An 18,183-nucleotide genomic window follows, 5' to 3' on the forward strand; every position below is an offset into this window, starting at 1 on the left:
TATTCCTGTAGTTTTAGGACTGTGGACTAAAATTACTAACGTAGATGTCTAACATTGACTACTTTTGGGTAGCTTTGTCCAGGTTTTTACGAGCGGTTGATGCGAGGAAAAAGGGTGCAAGGTATGTCGAAGATAGCCATAACCATCTTGTTTTTTGAACCTGTTTACAATATTTGTACTTGATTCCGGGAAGCGGTGTCTCAGTCTAAGCGCACTCGCGATTGATGCTCCCGATAGCTTTGGTTCACGAGATTCCGGGTTTTTTGAAGATACCGCCACGTGCGCGTAAGGCTTCGGTGTGGGTTGTTGACGATCGCACCTGAAAAAAAATGTTGCTTGCTTCAAGACAACAGGCAGGACAAAATTCTTGCTTGACAAAAATGAGGCTAACTGCTAATAATATCAAACCCTAGAATGAAGCTTAAGTGCTTGAGGGGTATCACTACCACACTGTGATGTCGATCGCCGACTAATTTAAGGATTTCTGCATTTTGTGACAAAAACTCAACCTTTATCCGGGTATACACTGCCAGTATTTGCCTGTGCGGCCGCACTTGCAGCTTTGCGGTGCTTGCGCGTAGGTACTCAGTCTGTAGGTAGCGTATCAGTAGATTTACTGGAACCGCCAATTACGGCAGAAATTGCGATCGAACAAGCATCTGTACTCAAAACTGGTACAGCTTTAGGCGTGACTCGCTCCGATCCGGGAGACAACCTCGATCTGACTCGCAATACACCCGTTTGGGCAATGGTGGAATTGCTCGGAGAGGCGGAGGGAGAGGGGGAGCAGATTGTGATTGTCGGGGGCGAGGGAATTGGACATCACAAAGTAGGTGGTGGAGCGGCAATCTATGATTACGCGATGCGGCTGCTGCGATCGAATCTGAGCCGAGAACTCGCACCGGGAGAAAGAATTACTGTCACGCTGATTCTGCCGTCAGGGCGCCAACTCGCCACCCGCACTTCTAACGAAGCTTTCGGCGTCGTCGAAGGACTTTCGCTGCTGGGTACAACTGGCATTTCTCAACCCCTGAGCGCCCCCGGACAGTTGGAAATTTACCGCGAACAACTGCAACAAAAAGCCGAACTGTTTGACACTTTAGTCTTCTGCATCGGCGAAAATGGGTCCAATTTGGCGCGACAACTGGGCATCGATCCGCAGCGGCTGGTGAAAACGGCTAACTGGCTGGGCCCGCTCCTGGCAGAGGCTGGATGTCAGGGCGTGCGATCGATCTTGCTGTTTGGCTATCACGGCAAATTGATGAAATTGGCGGCGGGGATTTTTCACACTCACCACCACCTCGCTGACGGGCGCCGGGAAATTTTGACAGCTTTCTGTGCTCAAGCTGGAATGCCCGCTGCTGCGTGTTCCGCGATTTTTGCTGCGGCGACAGCCGAAGAGGCTCTCGGCCAACTGCGGGCTCTAGATGCGGCAACTGGCAGCCATTGGGTCGATCGAATTTACGGCGACATCGCCCGAGAAATCGACTTGCGATCGTCCGATTGCATTTTCACTCATACTAACCAGCGTATCCCCGTGGGTTCAGTGATGTTTGGGCGCGATCGCAAAATTATTGTTAAAAGTGACATAGGGGATACATTTCTGACCCAAATTTGTTAATGTAGTGTGAATATCCCTGAATTCTTTTTAAAAGAGCGATCGGGGATAATATTTAACAAGTAATAATTCTCAGTCCCTAGATCTTAATTATACTAGGTTGCTGCTTGACGCAATTTCTGATGCAAGAGTTCAATTAATTAGAGTAAATGTCGAAGTGAATCTATGCTTACCGCAAGCCCTATTAATCGAGTAACGTCGCTGAGAGCAATCTAGTACAAATAAGATTTATTTCTAGCGACTAACGGTCGCTCGCATCGATCAGTATTAGACTGAGGCGGCGACAAATACCTCCGCTACGTTCAGCCCAATTAGCAATTAGCAACTACGCAATTACCGTGACTACTCAAATAGAAACTGAATCCGACCTCACCAATTCTTCTCTGGGGCAAATAGACCGCCAGATGATCGTGATTCTCGACTTCGGTTCGCAATATTCCGAACTGATTGCTCGACGCATTCGCGAAACTCAAGTATATTCAGAAGTTATTTCTTACCGCACTACGGCAGAACAGTTAAAAGCTATCAATCCTAAAGGAATTATTCTTTCAGGAGGCCCGAGTTCTGTATACGATGAAAGAGCTCCCCAATGCGACCCGGAAATTTGGAATCTGGGAATACCAGTGTTGGGCGTCTGCTACGGGATGCAGTTGATGGTAAAGCAACTCGGCGGGACTGTTGAGCGGGCTAAGTTGGCCGAATACGGCAAGGCATCGCTATTTATTGACGATCCGACGGATTTGCTCACAAATGTCGAAGAAGGCGCGACGATGTGGATGAGCCACGGAGACTCCTGTAGCGAGTTGCCGACTGGTTTTGAGATTCTCGCTCACACGAACAATACTCCGTCTGCTGTTGTTGCTCACCACGAGAAAAGTTTATACGGGGTGCAGTTTCATCCAGAAGTGGTTCACTCGATCGGCGGACAAGCTTTGATTCGCAATTTTGTTTACCATATTTGCGAGTGCGAACCGACTTGGACGACAGCTACTTTTGTTGAGGAAACTATTCGCGAAATTCGAGCCAGAGTGGGAGACCAACGAGTTTTGTTGGCTCTATCTGGCGGGGTTGATTCTTCAACATTGGCTTTTTTGCTGCACAAGGCGATCGGCGACCAACTTACGTGTATGTTTATCGACCAAGGGTTTATGCGGAAGTACGAACCGGAACGGTTGGTGAAATTGTTTCAAGATGAATTCCACATTCCGGTGCAGTACGTTCTAGCTCGCGATCGCTTTTTGGCTCAACTTGAAGGCGTTACCGATCCTGAAGTAAAACGCAAGCGGATCGGCCACGAATTTATCAGTGTATTTGAAGAAGAATCGAAGCGCCTCGGCCCCTTCGATTACCTCGCTCAAGGTACTCTTTACCCGGATGTAATTGAGTCGGCTGACACGAATGTAGACCCGAAAAGTGGCGAACGAGTTGCTGTTAAGATTAAAAGCCACCACAATGTGGGCGGATTACCTAAAGATTTGTGTTTTAAGCTGATCGAACCGCTGCGAAAGTTGTTTAAGGATGAGGTGCGAAAAGTCGGTAGATCGATCGGGCTTCCCGAAGAAATCGTCAACCGACAACCTTTCCCGGGCCCGGGATTGGCGATTCGGATTACGGGAGAAGTTACCGCAGAGAGGCTGAATATTTTGCGGGATGCTGACTTCATCGTGCGCCAAGAAATCAACCGCCACGGATTGTACAACGAACTTTGGCAAGCTTTTGCAGTTTTGCTCCCGATTCGCAGTGTAGGCGTTATGGGCGATCAGCGCACCTATGCTTACCCAATTGTTCTGAGATTTATCAAAAGCGAAGATGGGATGACGGCTGACTGGGCGCGGGTTCCATACGATTTGTTGGAATTGATCTCGAACCGGATTGTGAATGAGGTTAAGGGCGTTAACCGGGTGGTTTACGATATTACTTCTAAGCCACCTGGTACGATCGAGTGGGAATGATTGCTAGTTAGGGCGATCGAGTAAATCAGACGTAGGATGGAAATCGCGCCTACACAGACAAAACCCGCACTTTGTTTGTCTAAGGAACGAAAATTTAATAACTTACACAAAGAAAGTGGGATGGGCGTCCCGCCCGTCTTTTCTGGACGGGCGGGACGCCCATCCCACAATAATTAAAATTAAGCGCGGTTTCAACCGCCGTCTGATATGTTCGCGTCAGCATCTAACATCAATTCGCACTGTTTAAATACGTAATTAACAGCCGCAAAAAGTCGATCGAGTTCTTGAATGGTGTAAAAAGTGCGGTTGCGAGTAAAGATATTAGCTTCTAATTTTCCAAACTGCCACCTGTCTCCGTTAGAAGCAATCCCAAATAGAGTTTGTGCGGGATTTTCATTCATTTTTTGAGCGGCAATCATTTCGGCAATGCACTGTCCCCAGCCAGCTTCAAAGTTATCTTGTTTCGCTTCAATCAAGACGAAATAAGGGCGATCGAAAACAATATTTCCTAAGGGAGATTTCTTAGCTAAGATATACTCTGGAAATACGGTTAAATTTTGATCGTATATTAGAGCTTTATGACTCCATAAAATCAGCTTTTGTCGGTAGCACTTCCAAACTTCTTTGAGAACTGGATAAATCAGATTTTCACAGATAGCAAATTCCGAACAGTCGGCGGCGCCTTCTTCCATGACTATTTCTAAGTCTTCTCGAAAGTAGTCAGGAATATTGAATTCGGTTTCAACTATAAAGTTGGACTGAGTGTAGGTAATTTGAAATTCTTTGAGGACTGCATCAATGGTTTTGTAAGCACTGAAGGGCATACTTATTTCCTGTGAAAATATTAATATATTGTCAACAAATGGTTGTATTTTCATCGTCACAAAACCTAATCTCGAAGTTGGTTAATTCATTAGACATCGATACAAAACCTAATCTCGAAGTTGGTTAATTCATTAGACATCAATATAACAAAGTTAACCCACAACCAGAAGCTCATTCAGCTTATTTTTTAAGTCGGGAGATGCCATTAATGGATTATAAACTTCCCCCTCGTAGGGTTGCCAAACATAACTAGAACTAAATGGTCGAAAAACTGGTAAGGTTTCTCGCCCCTGAATAAGTTCTTTTGCTAAAACTAATCCGGGAAGAGATAAGTTTGACAAATCCTCAATCAATTCACTGTAAGTTCTAAATTCATCAACTTCAACACCAACCAAAGCATAGCGAAACGATGGAGCAAACCGTAGAGTGTGATACAGTAAAATCCCTAACTCTGTCATTATATAAGCACTTTCAGGGCTATCTATTCCCACTTGACTAATATTATTTGGATAAACTCGACACCACCAGTTTTGATCGATATCTTGAAAAGTGTCTGTGCGACACAGGCATTGGCGATCGTTTGAGAGTAGCCATTCTATTTTCTCAAAGTGTTGAGCAAATTTATTAACATTGCTTTCATCTGAGCCACATTCTGCCGATAAACTGAATATCCATGCCATTGTTATAGACTCCTATGATATATGAGATTAATCAACTCTTTCCCAATCATTTTGGGTGTTTGCCAATGCGGCCTCGTACATTTCCAGAGACATTGTAGCTCTTGGCAAGATGCTAACGTGCGTCGGGCTATCTTGGACAGCCTGCAAATCTCCAATAATTTTTATGTCATCAATTTGCCATAGAGAGTCTTTTCCAGTCCCACCAAATTTTGTAGGTCTGCGAAATGCTGGTAAACTTTCAATTGAAATGGAAACCGACATTCCCTTTGTATTCCTGACAGCAACAGCAACCAACTCTCCTCGAAACTCACGTTCTAACTCTGCTAACAAATAGCCTTGCTCATTCAGATAACCTGTGGGCATTTTCTCAATATCTATGTCAATACCAGGTCTTACCCCTAGTAATCTAGCACTGCGACCTATTTTCGGCTTACCATTTTGCTCTGCCATGCCACGATAGTAAAGTTTATTCATTTTCCCACAGCAGCCGGCTGCTTGCGGTTTTGCACTTCCAGATAAATCAACAAAGCATTAACATCAGCCGGATTCACCCCGCCAATTCTGGCTGCTTGGCCAATAGTCAAGGGTCTAATTTTAGTCAACTTCTCCCGCGACTCCTTCGAGAGAGTTGTAATTGCCATATAATCCAAATCCGCAGGTAATTGGCGGCGTTCGTGTTTGGCAATGTCATCGATTTGATTTTGCTGTCTTTGCAAATAACCGGAGTATTTGAGTTCGATTTCTGCACCATCTTTCTCAGCTAGTTTTAGACTGGAATTGCCTAAGTTGTAGCGTTCTAAATCGACGTAGTGAAAACCGGGACGGCGCAGCAAATCAGCCAGAGTTATTGAACCTTTAATCACTTGTTGAGTGTCAGCAAAAATTGCTTTGCCAACCTCTTCGTGTTCTTTGACGCGAGTTGAGTACAAACGGGCTTTTTCCGCGACAATATTAGCTTGTTTGCGATCGAATAACTCCCAGCGCCGATCGCCAATTAAGCCAATTTCCCGTCCAAGCGGGGTCAAGCGTTGGTCGGCGTTGTCCGATCGCAACAACAGCCGATATTCCGATCGCGAAGTCAACATCCGGTAAGGTTCCCGCAAATCCTTCGTACACAAATCGTCAATCAAAGTGCCGATATAACTTTGCTCGCGGGCAAACACAATCATCTCCTGATTCTTCGCAAACCTAGCCGCATTAATACCTGCGACAATCCCCTGTGCAGCCGCCTCCTCATATCCCGTCGTACCGTTCACCTGTCCCGCGCAAAACAGCCCTTCAATCTTCTTAGTCATCAGAGTCGGAAAGCACTGAGTTGCAGGCAAATAATCGTACTCCACAGCATAAGCAGGGCGCATCATCTCGCACTTTTCCAAACCTGGAAGAGTCCGCAGCATTTGCAATTGCAAACTTTCCGGCAAACCAGTCGAAAATCCTTGGATATAAAGTTCAGGAATATCCCTACCTTCCGGTTCAATAAAAATCTGGTGGCTTTCCTTATCTGCAAAGCGCACGATTTTATCTTCAATACTCGGACAATAGCGCGGGCCTTTCGCATCAACCCAACCGCCGTAAACTGGAGAAAGGTGCAAGTTGTCTCTAATTAACTGGTGAGTTTCGGGCGTGGTTCGAGTTAAATAGCAGGGCATTTGTTCGCGTTCCACCCAGACTTCTGGATCGAAACTAAACCAGCGAACATCTGCATCTCCCGGCTGCGGTTCCAGGTTTGTGTAATCGAGAGTGCGTTTGTCAACTCTTGCCGGAGTTCCTGTTTTTAACCGTCCGGTTTCAAAGCCCAAACGGTTGAGAGTTTCTGTCAAACCTACGGCTGCAAATTCTCCGGCACGTCCGGCCGGCATCGACTTGTTGCCAACCCAAATTGTGCCACCTAAAAAAGTTCCTGTGGTGAGAATTACGGCTTTGCATCCAAAGCCGACGCCGAAGTAGGTTTCAACGCCGATGACTTCTTCATTTTTGCCCAAAACTAAGTCTGTAACCATCGCTTCGCGGACGGTCAAATTCTCTTGATTTTCGACAATATTATTCATGACAGCGGCGTATTCCCGCTTGTCTGTCTGGGCTCTCAGCGCCCAAACTGCGGGGCCTCTCGAAGCGTTGAGGACGCGCTTTTGTAGATAAGTGCGATCGGCCATTTTGCCGATTTCTCCACCTAGGGCATCGACTTCGTTGGTAAGTTGAGTTTTAGCGGGGCCGCCGACGGCTGGGTTGCAGGGTTGCCACGCAATTTTGTCGAGGTTGAGGGTGAGTAAAAGCGTGCGGCATCCGAGGCGAGATGTGGCGAGGGCGGCTTCGCAGCCGGAGTGTCCGCCACCTACTACGATGATGTCGAAACTGTCTTGGAATTGTACGGGGGTTTGTGCGGTCATGGTCTGCATTTGAGCGGCAAGGACTCGTACTTTATTTTAGCAGTAATTTGGATAATTAGGTAAGTATAAAAAGACCATAATATTTGGCAAATAATTGGTGAACGGGCGACAATTCCACCGACAAAAAACAAATCAAAAAAATATTTTTTTGTGGAACAGGCATCTTGCCTGTTCCGCAGCCGGGGATAATTTCACCCCAGAATAAATCAAAAAAATCCTTTTTTTGTGGAACGGGCATCTTGCCAGTTCCGAAGCGGGCTCCACTCAGCGCATCACTTTGAATAGAAATATCATTCATTGTACTCCCATTCCAGTGTATCGGGCGTGCGATCGCCCGATCGCCTTGCACGCGCGATCGCGATCGCCCCAGTTACACTCTGTACTCCCATTTAAAATCAGTACCAAAAATTAACATAACTTTACGATAGCTTCCCAACCTCGATCGCATTACTTGCCAAGTCAATCTAAAATCCCAAATCTAAAATCTAAAATCGATCGACTCGCCCTACATTAGTAGCACCCAAGTAATGTATCATTGTCACCAAACCTTAAGCAACAAAAATTTCCGTGTTAGAAGCCTTCGTATTTGCCACAGTATTGTGCGGATTTTTTGGTATCATCCTTAAAAAGAACCTGGTGATGAAGATCGTCTCTATGGACGTAATGAGCACCGGTGTAATTGCCTATTATGTCGTGGTTGCATCCCTCAATGGCTTGTTCACGCCAATTATGGGAGATGTCAAAAATAGAGCTTTCGCCGATCCAGTCCCCCAGGGAATCATCTTAACTGCGATCGTCATCGGCTTTTCGATTCAAGCCCTGATGCTGGTAGGTGTGATGAAGCTAGCACGGGATAATCCCACATTGGAAACCAGCGAGATCGAGAAAAATAACACGCCGTAAACCCATCCATGAATATTATTACGATCGCTTGGCTGACCATACCATTTTTTATCGGGTTCGTCATTTATCTACTTCCCAAGCTTGACAAATATCTCGCATTAGCAGTCACCTTTGTTTCAGCAGGCTACGCGCTACAACTATTTCTCGAAAAATCGCCCCTCAAACTCAACTTACTCGATAATTTCGGCGTTCAAGTAGTTGCCGATCAGTTAGGCGCCTACTTTATCTTGACAAATGCCCTAGTAACTGCTGCGGTGATTTTTTACTGTTGGCACAGTGGTAAATCAGCCTTCTTTTACTCCCAGATGATTATTCTGCATGGCAGTATAAATGCTACCTTTATCTGTGCAGATTTTGTCAGTTTATACGTCGCCCTAGAAGTCAGCGGGATTGCAGCTTTTCTGTTAATTGCCTATCCTCGCACCGATCGCTCTTTATGGGTAGCCCTGCGCTATCTGTTTATCAGCAACACCGCCATGCTATTTTACCTCGTGGGCGCGGTGCTAGTCTATCAAAAACATAATTCCTTTGTTTTTGACGGTTTAAAAGGTGCGCCACCAGAAGCTTTAGCCCTAATTTTTCTGGGATTATTGCTCAAAGGCGGGATTTTTGTATCGGGATTCTGGCTGCCACTAACTCACTCAGAATCAGAAACCCCAGTTTCAGCATTACTCTCAGGAATAGTCATCAAAGCTAGTATCTTACCTTTGTTGCGCTGTGCTTTGGTTTCCGACGATCTCGGTACTATCGTCAGAATATTTGGCGTGGCGACAGCTTTAATGGGAGTATCCTATGCCATCTTTGAAAAAGATACAAAACGGATGCTAGCGTTCAGCACAATTGCCCAGTTAGGCTTTATTCTAGCAGCACCGGAAGTCGGTGGTTTTTATGCGCTGACTCACGGTTTAGTTAAATCAAGCCTCTTCTTAATTGCCGGTTCCTTACCAAGTCGCAACTTCAAAGAACTGCAATCTAAGGCGATCGATCCAAAAATTTGGATAGCCTTAGTAATCGCCAGTCTCTCCATTTCCGGCTTTCCTTTGTTGGCAGGATTTGGGGCAAAAGTGTTGACCTTGAAAAGTGTAGCACCTTGGCAGGCGATCCCTATGAATATTGCGGCCGTAGGTACAGCTATAACCTTCGCCAAATTAATCTTTATCCCGCGCGGCGAGAAACAAGAAGTCAAGCCGGGTTTGTGGCCAGCAGTCATCCTCTTAATTGGCGGGCTAATTATCGCAAATGTGGTGTACTTAGATGCTTATAGCATTGAAAGTATCATCAAAGCAGTGGGGACGATCGCGATCGGGTGGCTGATTTATGTTTTAATTATTAAACGGTTAGCGATCGCCCTGCCGCGTGCAGCCGAGCAATTCGATCATCTGGTAGGTGTGATGACTCTAACCTTGATCGTACTGTTTTGGATGGCATTAGCGACAGGAACCCACACTTAAATAATCCAAATTGCGATCGGATGCACCTCAGTTTGGTAAATATGTGTGTAGGGGCGAAGCATGACCGCAGTAAATATGAGATTATCAGTAATAGCTTATATGCGGTCATGCTTCGCCCTCTTCAAAAACCAGATGCAGCCTTGCGATCGCTCGCAGTAAGGGTATGCAAGAGATATCTAGTAAAAGTAGAAAGTATCTTGTAATTATCTGTGTTTATCTCTGTTTATCTGTCTGACATCTGCGGTTGTTGCACATCAAAGATTTATGCAAGAAGTCTAAGAAGGAAAAAAGATGATTGGAAGTTTGATATTGCGATTGACAATTTGGTTTTTGCTTACAGCCGATTTCACCGTGCCAAATATCATCATTGGTATAGCGATCGCATTTCTCCTACCCCGCGGCAATACATCCCCGGAAAGGATCAAGGAATGGCTAAGTATGCTCAAAAAAATCCTGATTGCGATTCCGGTAGCATACATTGAGGCCTTTGAAATTATCATTCGTCCCCATAACGGAGAAGACATGATTTTGGAACGGGCAAAAATGAAAAGATCGCCGATCATGATATTTTTGGATGTATTCCTAATCACGTTTACCCCCAAAACAATTGTGGTGAGACACAACCAAGAAGGCTGCTACGAAGTTCACCGGGTTTTCCCGATTAAAAAACCATGAATTTGCTCTTAATTGCGATGATTGCAGCCATGCTCATCCCCATGTACGAGGCATTGACGGATGATGATATTTGGCAGAAAATGTTAGCCTTGGGCAGTATTTCCACCAAGGCAGGAATTATGACTTTGTTCATCTCTGTCTTGCGTGACGATTGGATGATTGGCGCTGTAGGGGCGATAATCCTGACTGTGGGAAATGCGGGATTAATGCTGTTAGCACACATAATAAAACGAATGGATGATTTATGATTGATGTGGTGAGTTATGTCTTTTTTGGTGTAGGAATATTCTTCTGGTTTTGGGGAACTTCTCACCTAGTCGGCAAGCGATCGGTATTATTTAAGTTACACAGTCTTTCGGTTGCCGATACCTTGGGTTCGATCCTAATCGTTGTCGGGCTGCTGATCAAAATACCTAGTAGATGGCCGCTGCTAACTTTAGCAATTATTTCCTTGGCAATCTGGAATACAATGCTGGGATATGTGTTTGCACACTGTTCGAGTGAAGAGGCAGAAAATCAGAAGGAGTTTCCAACAGAGACATTATGAATGATGATAGCTATATCTATATCTTAACTGCGCTGTTGCCCTTGGCTGCTTGTATGGTAGTAGTTCAGGCTAATCCCTACCATGCCCTAGTCATTCGCGGCATATTAGGCGCGATCGCAGCATTGGTATATTCAGTGTTTGGGGCGGCGGATGTGGCATTGACGGAAGCCTTGATGGGTACGATGTTGGCAATAACTCTGTATGCGGTGGCGGTGCGATCGTCCTTGGTGATGCGTTTGGGCGTGTTGGAAGAGGAGAAAGTCGAGTCGGATGGTGATGTTTTGAAGGTAGAGTTGACAGTAGAAAGTCCCCGCGATTTTAACTCATTGATGAAGGATTTTCGGCGGATTTTTAGCAAGTATTATCTCCGCATTGAGGTAGTACCTTTCACCAGTCTGGAGGGTTTACATCGCGCCTTGATGGAGAAAGAAATTCATGCAACTTGTGTGCCTGTGTTAGATAGCGATCCCGAAACCAAACATTATCAAACTGTGACTAGAATCCAACGGCTTTATGACATCATGCAGGTCGAAATTTCATCAGTAAATACCAGTCTGACTTACAAAAATGCTACGGATTTAGCGGAGGATTATCAATGAAATGGGTTTACATTGCGGCGGGGATAGTGCTTTACATTAAAATGCTATTTTTTGCCAATCCAACATCAGGTTTATCAGGTTTGGCGATCGTAGAATTGATTGTCAAAGATAGCGGGATTCCGAATGCAGTATCGGCGATTATTTTCCGCAATCGCCTTTATGACACGATTTTTGAAGTAGTGGTATTTACGATCGCCATTATGGGCGCTAATTTTCTGTTAGCCACGGAAAGACCATCCTGCACAATTTATCAGTTTACCGATCAACCTTCAATTGTGTTAGCCCGTTTGGGAGCGACTATTGCGGCTTTGGTGAGTATTGAATTGTCGCTGCGGGGACATTTGACTCCGGGAGGCGGTTTTGCGGCGGGTGTCGCGGGGGGAACTGCGATCGGTTTGGTGGCGATTACTTCGTCATCCGAGTGGATGCAGCGGATTTATGAGCGATCGCACGCGGCGACTTGGGAGAAGATTTCGGTATTGGTTTTTGTGGTGTTGTCTGCGATCACTTTGTGTGGGTACGAGTTGCCGCACGGACAGTTTGGGGCTTTGGTGAGTGGTGGTGTAGTGCCTTTACTGAATATTTTGGTGGCGATCAAGGTTGCTTTGGGTTCGTGGGCGGTGGTGTTGATTTTTATTCGCTATCGCGGTTTGTTGTGATGGATTTTTAGGGAATGTTTTGGGGGGAAACAGTGGTTCTATTTTTGGGTTGCTGTTGTTCTGTTGTTATGGGTGATCGCCTTTTCCAAAGACTGAGCTACTGTTACAGGATAGCGGTTGTGCGATCGATTTGTGTAGAAATGGCGATCGGTATACTGACATCCAGTAAATTATTTGTAATTTTTCTGTCTATTTGGTATAATCCGGTATCTGAATAAATTCCTAATTAACAAAATCATTACCAACATGGAATTATCTGTACTAGCTTTACAAGCAGCAAATATTGTACTTTGGCTAAGTGATAAGGTTTCCGGCGGGGCTTTGGAGAAGGCTGGAGCAAATGTTCTAGATTTCTTAGAAAAACGATTTCAAGACAAACTCCAGATCAAGGGTTCTGAACCAAAACTTTTAGAAGCTGCGATTCTAAGTGAAGCCGAGTGTGACAAGAAGTTTCAACAAGATCTAGAAAAACTGGTAACTCAGTATCAACAGATACAAAGTACCTCCCATGTGTCTCAGAATAATGAATCAGGCGTAAACGTTAATGTTGACAATAATCCCGGAACAGTAATTGGGCAACAAATAGGAAACCAATTTTTTCGTTGACAAGCTTTTTCTTGACCTTCAAAACATAGACTTAGAGCCAAATAAAAACTTTTTTAGAAGGCTTTTAAACTACATTAAAGTAGTTTCATTTTTGATATGTACTATATTGTTTTGGTTATTGTTTGGTTGGTTGGCTGATTACTCTTTTCCCTTTGGTCAAGCTCTAGATTTAATGCTTGCTTGTTTCAAAGGTACTATTTCAGCAAGGGTTAATACACTACAACAGCAATTCCAAAGAACAGATGTAGTTCCCCAGCTTGACAACAAGCAACAAGTTCCAAAACTGAATAACTTAGAGTCTCAAGCATGGTTATATGAGGGTATTTTGCAACGTCTTGGTGCAGATCCTTTTGCAAATCATGAAAGAATTGCAAGAACACTTGAGGCATTGGAATATAAAAGAAGTGAACTTCTACAAGAACTAGAGCCTCGAAGACCTCGAAACTATCAGATACTAACGGGAATACAAGATGCTGCTCGTGTTATTTTAGCTAGTCAGGCTGAAAAAGATTATGAGCAGCTTCAGAAAATTGTAAGTAATCTGGTTCTTTTTACGAGAACCAGGCAACCGTCGCCAATCATTCTTTCAGAAGCAATCACCAAATTAGCTGCGGAGATAGGACAAAATTCTAATCAAATTAGCCCTTATCGTCTTCGTCTTGCTTATAAAATAGAGGAATTAATCAAGGTTTTATCAGCCAAGCTAGTTTTAGGTGATGATGTATCTATAGCTGATGGTAACGAGCGAGCAATTATTAAGGAGTTGCAATCTCGGATAGCTCTTTTATCCAAAGAGTTTAACAATTTACTTAGAACCAAAAAAGAAAATACAAATGAGACAAACAGACGTATAACAGAGATTTATAATCTTACAACAAATATGTCTGATTTGTATAGAGAAATATCAAACCGTGATGCTGACATAGCTGATTTGAAAAAAAACATTCAAAATCTAATGGAATCTGTCCAAGAAAAGCAGGCTAATATAAACAGCCTACAAAATTCAATATCCGAATTGCAAAGAGATATTGAAAATGCCACTATTACACCCGAAGAATATGAAAAAATAGAGAATAAAACTGATTATGTATTTGTTAAAGCGCATGACAGAAATGGTTCGCAGGTCAAAGCACATTATAGAAAACGACCCAATAAATAAACACCCATTCCCCCAATTACCGCCCTTTTTTCGCAGCAAGCTCGCTCGACGACATTCATCATGTGTCTGCACCCGTCACTCCATTTCGTTAAGAAGATCGATCGCCCAGGTTAAAATTAAAGAGCAATCGTTGAAATGAGATAAAACGACGATAGCCCGACAACCCCGCTACAGCAAACAAGAATTTGCTGTAGCGGGCGATCGGATTTATCAATCTCAAGTCCTGCCTCAAGTCGATACAGCTGATCGCGGTAAAATAGTGGCGATCGACATTGAGACAGCAGCTTTGGCGCGATCGCACTTTACCCAACAAATCTCTCCACATCCGCCACCTCCCCAGACAGCACCTGAACCACTTCCTCTACCCCTCGCTATCTCGCCAACGTAACCATCGCCACGTCCGATCGCAGATAGCTAACTTCCTATAGGGCTAATTCTACTTCCATTAGGTCGATCGAGTAATGTCTGCGATCGTTCGGTTCCAGACGATAGAGATTGCTTTATGCGCTCACGATTATGCTATGCTGACCCAGGGCGATCGAGGAACACTTTTTTATAGTATTTTGCCTGGTGGCGCTCCAGAAAAGCTTGATTCTATGACAACTTTGTCTAAGCGATTCTATCGATTGTTGACATAAGCAGTTGATGTTTCACGGCCCGCACACGTCTCAGATTCACAATAAAACATTTCCACTCTTAGTGTTACAAAATAAAAGCCTAAAAACCCCGTGACTTTTGTCCGGGGATGTGAGGCAATTGCAAGCTGAAATCTGCCTTCAATCTTTTTCATTTAATAGATTTAAGCGACTTGCACCCAGATGAAAGTATGTTAAATTTCGGACTTCTGTGCTTGCGCTTCCGGGACTTTAACTTCTGCATCCGGTAGATTGACAGCAACTTCTGCGGATTCTGCAAGAGATTCTACAGTTTCTAATGCCTCGGGAGTGCGCTTAGAAAATCCCCAGACAAACATTAAGGCGATAGAAGAAACTACCAGCCACTGGGGAGGTACTAAACTCTCATTAATTACTTTCACCAGCAATCGCATTCCCACGAAACCGACTGTAATGTAGCCAGCATCTTCAAGGTGTACGAACTCATCGAGCCAGCGGATGAACAAGCCTGCCATAAATCGCAGGGTTATGATGCCAATTGTCGCGCCAGTCAACACCAGCCAAGTTTGGTCAGAAATCGCGATCGCAGTTGTAACGCTATCCAAAGAAAAAGCTAAATCCGTCAGAGCAATTACTGGAATTGCTTTCCACAGAGACGCAAATCTGGGGCCGTGATGTTCTCCATCAGAGTCAGCCTCTGACGCAAAGTGCTGGAAAACTAGCCACAGCAGATACAGGGCTCCCAGCAGTTCAAACTGCCAGAACTGGATCACCCAAGTCGCCGTTAAAATTAGTGCTATTCGCAGTACAAAAGCAATTATCAAACCGATGTTGAGAGCTTGTTGCTGTAGCTTGGGTTCTTCTAAACCTTTGGAAATAGATGCCAGGGCGATCGCGTTGTCAGCCGAAAGCACCGCCTCCAAAGCTACCAAAACCAACAATAATAAAAAGGTGTCAACTCCCAAATTGGGTGAAGCCTCGAGAAATTGATCTAGCATTAATTATTTTGTACACCTAACGATTTGCAAGGGTCGAGCTGCTATACAAATCCTAGACAAGTCTAGACATTTGCTTCTTACTTCATCGGGAGCATGGGAGCGGTTATCCCTCGGTAAGCTTTCACGTTTTAGCCAAGCGCGATAAATTAATTTCCACAGTTGTAAGTCCTTTCTGCCCGTGGCATATCTTGAATATGTCCGCAGTTTGAACAAGTCTTGCTCGAAGGAAACCAGCGGTCAGCAATGATTATTTCACAGCCAAACTTTTTAGCTTTGTATTCCAGTTGACGTTTGAATTCATAGAATCTACAATCAGCGATGACTTGAGCTAGTTTGTGATTGGCTAGCATCCCCGAAACATTTAAATCTTCTACTACTATCGTTGCGTGGTTTTTGCCTAAGTAAGTAGTGATTTGATGAAGAGTATTTTTTCTGAGGTTTGCTATTTTTGCATGATGCTTCGCTAGTTTTTGTTTAGCCTTAAATCTATTGCTAGAGCCTTTCGTCTTTCTCGATAACTCCTTTGACAGCCTACGCAACTTATTGAGATGCGTTTTGTAATGCTTTGGGTTAGGAAAAACAACACCCGTTGAAAGTGTTGCTAACTCTTTAACTCCCAAGTCAACACCCACCGCATCGTGTTGCTTTACAGTTGGTTCATGCTCCTGTTCGTAAGCAAAAGCAATAAACCAACTGTCGGCAGTTCGAGATATTGTAATTGACTTGCAGGTGGTGTGAGGCAATCCGACCTGGGTTTTTACCCAACCGATGGTTGGTAGGTTTATGGACGTACCATCTACCGGGATTGGTTTGCCACCTGCATCTATCGTGAAGGAATCATGATGACCCTTCTTCTTAAATTTGGGATATTCACCTTTTTTAGAGAAGAACCGAGTGAAAGCATCCCCTAGATTGTCAAAAGCATATTGAGTGATCTTCTGGCAAATTCCCGCTTCTTTAATCCATGTAAACTCAGGTTTTACATGATTGTTAAAGAATTTCTTGAGCAGGTATTTGTTGGGCTTCAATCCATCTTTGTAAAGATTACTCCAAGTAGCCAATCCCCAGTTATAAGTAAACCTCGCTATTCCAGCGTGCTTGCTCATGACTGTTGCCTGAATCTTGTTTAGTTTTAACTTTGTTTTGATGGATAAAAGCATTGTTCGACCTCAACACGCTAATTTCACCGATCGCCCGACAGGGTGGGTTTGGCTGGTAACTTCCCCGAAACATCCCAGCGCAAGCGAGTGTCTTTACTGACAATCCAAGGTTTTTTGGGAATCGCGCAGGGTGATTTGTCAACAAGTGTACCACCTTGTCTATTTAATCGCTAGCTAGGTACTAGCTCAGCGCAAATCACTGGCTCTGTCTAAAATGAGTGTCACGTTTACTGATCGTAACCTAGTCCGGCAACTTTGTCGCGGCCGATCGCTCCCAAGGCAGTTCGGAAACGGCCAATTTAGGGGGTTTTAACGAATTTAGCGGATTTATAGCGATCGAACTCAATCCGAGAACGAGAAGTCAAGCATAAAGATTTTCCCCATCTCCGCCTCTCCCCCTCTCCGCCTCTCCCCCTCTCCCACTCCTCCCCAACGGCACCGAATTACTTGTCGATTTGTAACAAAAGATTCCCAAAAGCGCCAATTTGTCTCAAATTGATGAAAGCTCGTGCCCGTAAAATGGAGTTTTCCTCATATGTCTTTAACAGATACCCAAGTCTACGTAGCGCTCGTAATTGCTTTGATTCCCGGAATCTTGGCTTTCCGGCTGTCAACAGAACTGTACAAGTAGTTTCGAGACACCAGTAGCGAACCGCACCGTCGCCTGTCCTCCTTAGTTAAATCTCGAAATTACAGACAATTGCTGTCATCGTGCAGTAGATTGTTTGTGGTCACGAAGACGAGACTGCAAGGGCAGGCATTTTTATTGGGAAATTCCGTCCTCAGCCGTCACCCAGTCTCAAAAATTTGGGCTGCGAGCACCCTGACAAACAGGGGCGGGTGTGCGTTAAACTCAGAATTTTCTGTGGTCAGCTCTAAAAAGTCAGTCTCAGGTATTTGAAAAAAAAATTATGCAAGCGATTCAACCTACCGTTACCCCACTACGTCCTGTAAAAACTCCCCCTCGGGTTACTCCTCGTCGCAGCAGCAGCAGCCAGCGTTCCTACCCTCATCAAACGCTCGCCGCCGAAACAGGAGTCAAGTTAGCAGTTAATGTAGTTCTGTCAGTGTGTGCGACTTCTGCTTTGATTCAGCTTTGGCCCCACTACCGGGGAGTCCAAGAAAAGTTGCACGAAATCCAAGCTGAAGTGAATCTTACTCAAGCGCGAGTCGATAAGTCGCGATCGGACTTTAACCGCTATTTTGACCCCAGTCAGGCTAAAACTGTGATGCAAGAGCAAAGCAATCGAGCCGATCCTCAGCAACGTCCGGTGATTTTGCAGGAACCCGAAGCACCCGATTCTGAGGAATCTACGCTGCAACCTTAAATTGTCAGACAGCAACCTTAAT

The 18,183-nt window shown here is 44.6% G+C and carries 21 protein-coding genes; 14 read left to right on the forward strand and 7 right to left on the reverse strand.

Annotation, left to right across the window (positions count from 1 at the left end):
- The first annotated feature begins 493 nt into the window (after positions 1-493).
- Positions 494-1,621, forward strand: a complete 1,128-nt coding sequence (gene cbiD, locus JGK22_RS22625) for a cobalt-precorrin-5B (C(1))-methyltransferase CbiD (RefSeq protein ID WP_293313741.1) — start codon at positions 494-496, stop codon at positions 1,619-1,621.
- A gap of 335 nt (positions 1,622-1,956) precedes the next feature.
- Entirely contained in the window at positions 1,957-3,570 is a 1,614-nt protein-coding gene (gene guaA, locus JGK22_RS22630) for a glutamine-hydrolyzing GMP synthase (protein WP_325315854.1), read from the forward strand.
- Positions 3,571-3,761: 191 nt separating this feature from the next.
- Here guaA and JGK22_RS22635 read toward each other — a convergent pair whose 3' ends face one another.
- The 5 genes from JGK22_RS22635 to JGK22_RS22655 form a co-directional block, all read right to left on the reverse strand.
- A complete protein-coding gene (locus JGK22_RS22635) occupies positions 3,762-4,394 on the reverse strand; it encodes a hypothetical protein (RefSeq protein ID WP_293313744.1) in 633 nt (210 codons plus the stop codon).
- A 153-nt stretch (positions 4,395-4,547) separates the two neighbouring features.
- Positions 4,548-5,075, reverse strand: a complete 528-nt coding sequence (locus JGK22_RS22640) for a hypothetical protein (protein ID WP_293186466.1) — start codon at positions 5,073-5,075, stop codon at positions 4,548-4,550.
- Positions 5,076-5,102: 27 nt separating this feature from the next.
- A complete protein-coding gene (locus JGK22_RS22645; protein WP_293313747.1) occupies positions 5,103-5,549 on the reverse strand; it encodes a hypothetical protein in 447 nt (148 codons plus the stop codon).
- On the reverse strand, positions 5,546-7,462 hold the full coding sequence (gene mnmG, locus JGK22_RS22650; protein WP_293220609.1) for a tRNA uridine-5-carboxymethylaminomethyl(34) synthesis enzyme MnmG: 1,917 nt from the start codon (positions 7,460-7,462) through the stop codon (positions 5,546-5,548). Before mnmG ends, JGK22_RS22645 begins: the two co-directional genes overlap by 4 nt.
- 55 nt (positions 7,463-7,517) lie before the next feature.
- Complete coding sequence (locus JGK22_RS22655; protein WP_293186461.1) at positions 7,518-7,760, reverse strand: hypothetical protein; 243 nt, start codon at positions 7,758-7,760, stop codon at positions 7,518-7,520.
- Positions 7,761-8,029: 269 nt separating this feature from the next.
- On the opposite strand from JGK22_RS22655, the gene JGK22_RS22660 reads away from it, so the two are divergent.
- The 10 genes from JGK22_RS22660 to JGK22_RS22705 all read left to right on the forward strand — a co-directional run bounded on the left by JGK22_RS22660 (position 8,030) and on the right by JGK22_RS22705 (position 14,449).
- Entirely contained in the window at positions 8,030-8,365 is a 336-nt protein-coding gene (locus JGK22_RS22660) for an NADH-quinone oxidoreductase subunit K (protein ID WP_293198789.1), read from the forward strand.
- A gap of 8 nt (positions 8,366-8,373) precedes the next feature.
- On the forward strand, positions 8,374-9,816 hold the full coding sequence (locus JGK22_RS22665; RefSeq protein ID WP_293313750.1) for a cation:proton antiporter: 1,443 nt from the start codon (positions 8,374-8,376) through the stop codon (positions 9,814-9,816).
- A 291-nt stretch (positions 9,817-10,107) separates the two neighbouring features.
- Positions 10,108-10,491: a Na+/H+ antiporter subunit E gene (locus JGK22_RS22670; RefSeq protein WP_293186457.1), complete on the forward strand. Its 384-nt coding sequence runs from the start codon at positions 10,108-10,110 to the stop codon at positions 10,489-10,491.
- Positions 10,488-10,739 (forward strand): hypothetical protein, encoded by a 252-nt coding sequence (locus tag JGK22_RS22675; protein ID WP_293143050.1) that lies wholly within the window; start codon positions 10,488-10,490, stop codon positions 10,737-10,739. Before JGK22_RS22670 ends, JGK22_RS22675 begins: the two co-directional genes overlap by 4 nt.
- Positions 10,736-11,038 (forward strand): monovalent cation/H(+) antiporter subunit G, encoded by a 303-nt coding sequence (locus tag JGK22_RS22680; RefSeq protein ID WP_293186455.1) that lies wholly within the window; start codon positions 10,736-10,738, stop codon positions 11,036-11,038. The genes JGK22_RS22675 and JGK22_RS22680 overlap by 4 nt, the downstream gene beginning before the upstream one ends.
- On the forward strand, positions 11,035-11,637 hold the full coding sequence (locus JGK22_RS22685; RefSeq protein WP_293210649.1) for a DUF4040 domain-containing protein: 603 nt from the start codon (positions 11,035-11,037) through the stop codon (positions 11,635-11,637). Before JGK22_RS22680 ends, JGK22_RS22685 begins: the two co-directional genes overlap by 4 nt.
- Positions 11,634-12,296 carry a Na(+)/H(+) antiporter subunit B gene (locus JGK22_RS22690; RefSeq protein WP_293313753.1) on the forward strand — a complete coding sequence of 221 codons (663 nt, stop codon included), beginning with the start codon at positions 11,634-11,636 and terminating at the stop codon, positions 12,294-12,296. Before JGK22_RS22685 ends, JGK22_RS22690 begins: the two co-directional genes overlap by 4 nt.
- A gap of 246 nt (positions 12,297-12,542) precedes the next feature.
- Positions 12,543-12,902, forward strand: coding sequence for a hypothetical protein (locus JGK22_RS22695; RefSeq protein WP_293226241.1), 360 nt, complete (start codon positions 12,543-12,545; stop codon positions 12,900-12,902).
- Positions 12,903-13,008: 106 nt separating this feature from the next.
- Positions 13,009-14,061: a hypothetical protein gene (locus JGK22_RS22700; protein WP_293275219.1), complete on the forward strand. Its 1,053-nt coding sequence runs from the start codon at positions 13,009-13,011 to the stop codon at positions 14,059-14,061.
- A gap of 259 nt (positions 14,062-14,320) precedes the next feature.
- Positions 14,321-14,449, forward strand: a complete 129-nt coding sequence (locus JGK22_RS22705) for a hypothetical protein (protein WP_293198799.1) — start codon at positions 14,321-14,323, stop codon at positions 14,447-14,449.
- A gap of 441 nt (positions 14,450-14,890) precedes the next feature.
- Here JGK22_RS22705 and JGK22_RS22710 read toward each other — a convergent pair whose 3' ends face one another.
- Entirely contained in the window at positions 14,891-15,673 is a 783-nt protein-coding gene (locus tag JGK22_RS22710) for a DUF475 domain-containing protein (RefSeq protein WP_293198801.1), read from the reverse strand.
- A gap of 146 nt (positions 15,674-15,819) precedes the next feature.
- Positions 15,820-16,833 (reverse strand): RNA-guided endonuclease TnpB family protein, encoded by a 1,014-nt coding sequence (locus JGK22_RS22715; protein WP_293313756.1) that lies wholly within the window; start codon positions 16,831-16,833, stop codon positions 15,820-15,822.
- A gap of 535 nt (positions 16,834-17,368) precedes the next feature.
- On the opposite strand from JGK22_RS22715, the gene psaM reads away from it, so the two are divergent.
- Positions 17,369-17,464: a photosystem I reaction center subunit XII gene (gene psaM / locus JGK22_RS22720; RefSeq protein ID WP_015174804.1), complete on the forward strand. Its 96-nt coding sequence runs from the start codon at positions 17,369-17,371 to the stop codon at positions 17,462-17,464.
- A gap of 280 nt (positions 17,465-17,744) precedes the next feature.
- Complete coding sequence (locus tag JGK22_RS22725) at positions 17,745-18,161, forward strand: hypothetical protein (protein WP_293194033.1); 417 nt, start codon at positions 17,745-17,747, stop codon at positions 18,159-18,161.
- Positions 18,162-18,183 lie beyond the last annotated feature (22 nt).

The sequence above is a fragment of the Microcoleus sp. PH2017_08_TRC_O_A genome, assembly GCF_020738665.1.
In the GTDB taxonomy this organism is placed as follows: domain Bacteria; phylum Cyanobacteriota; class Cyanobacteriia; order Cyanobacteriales; family Microcoleaceae; genus Microcoleus.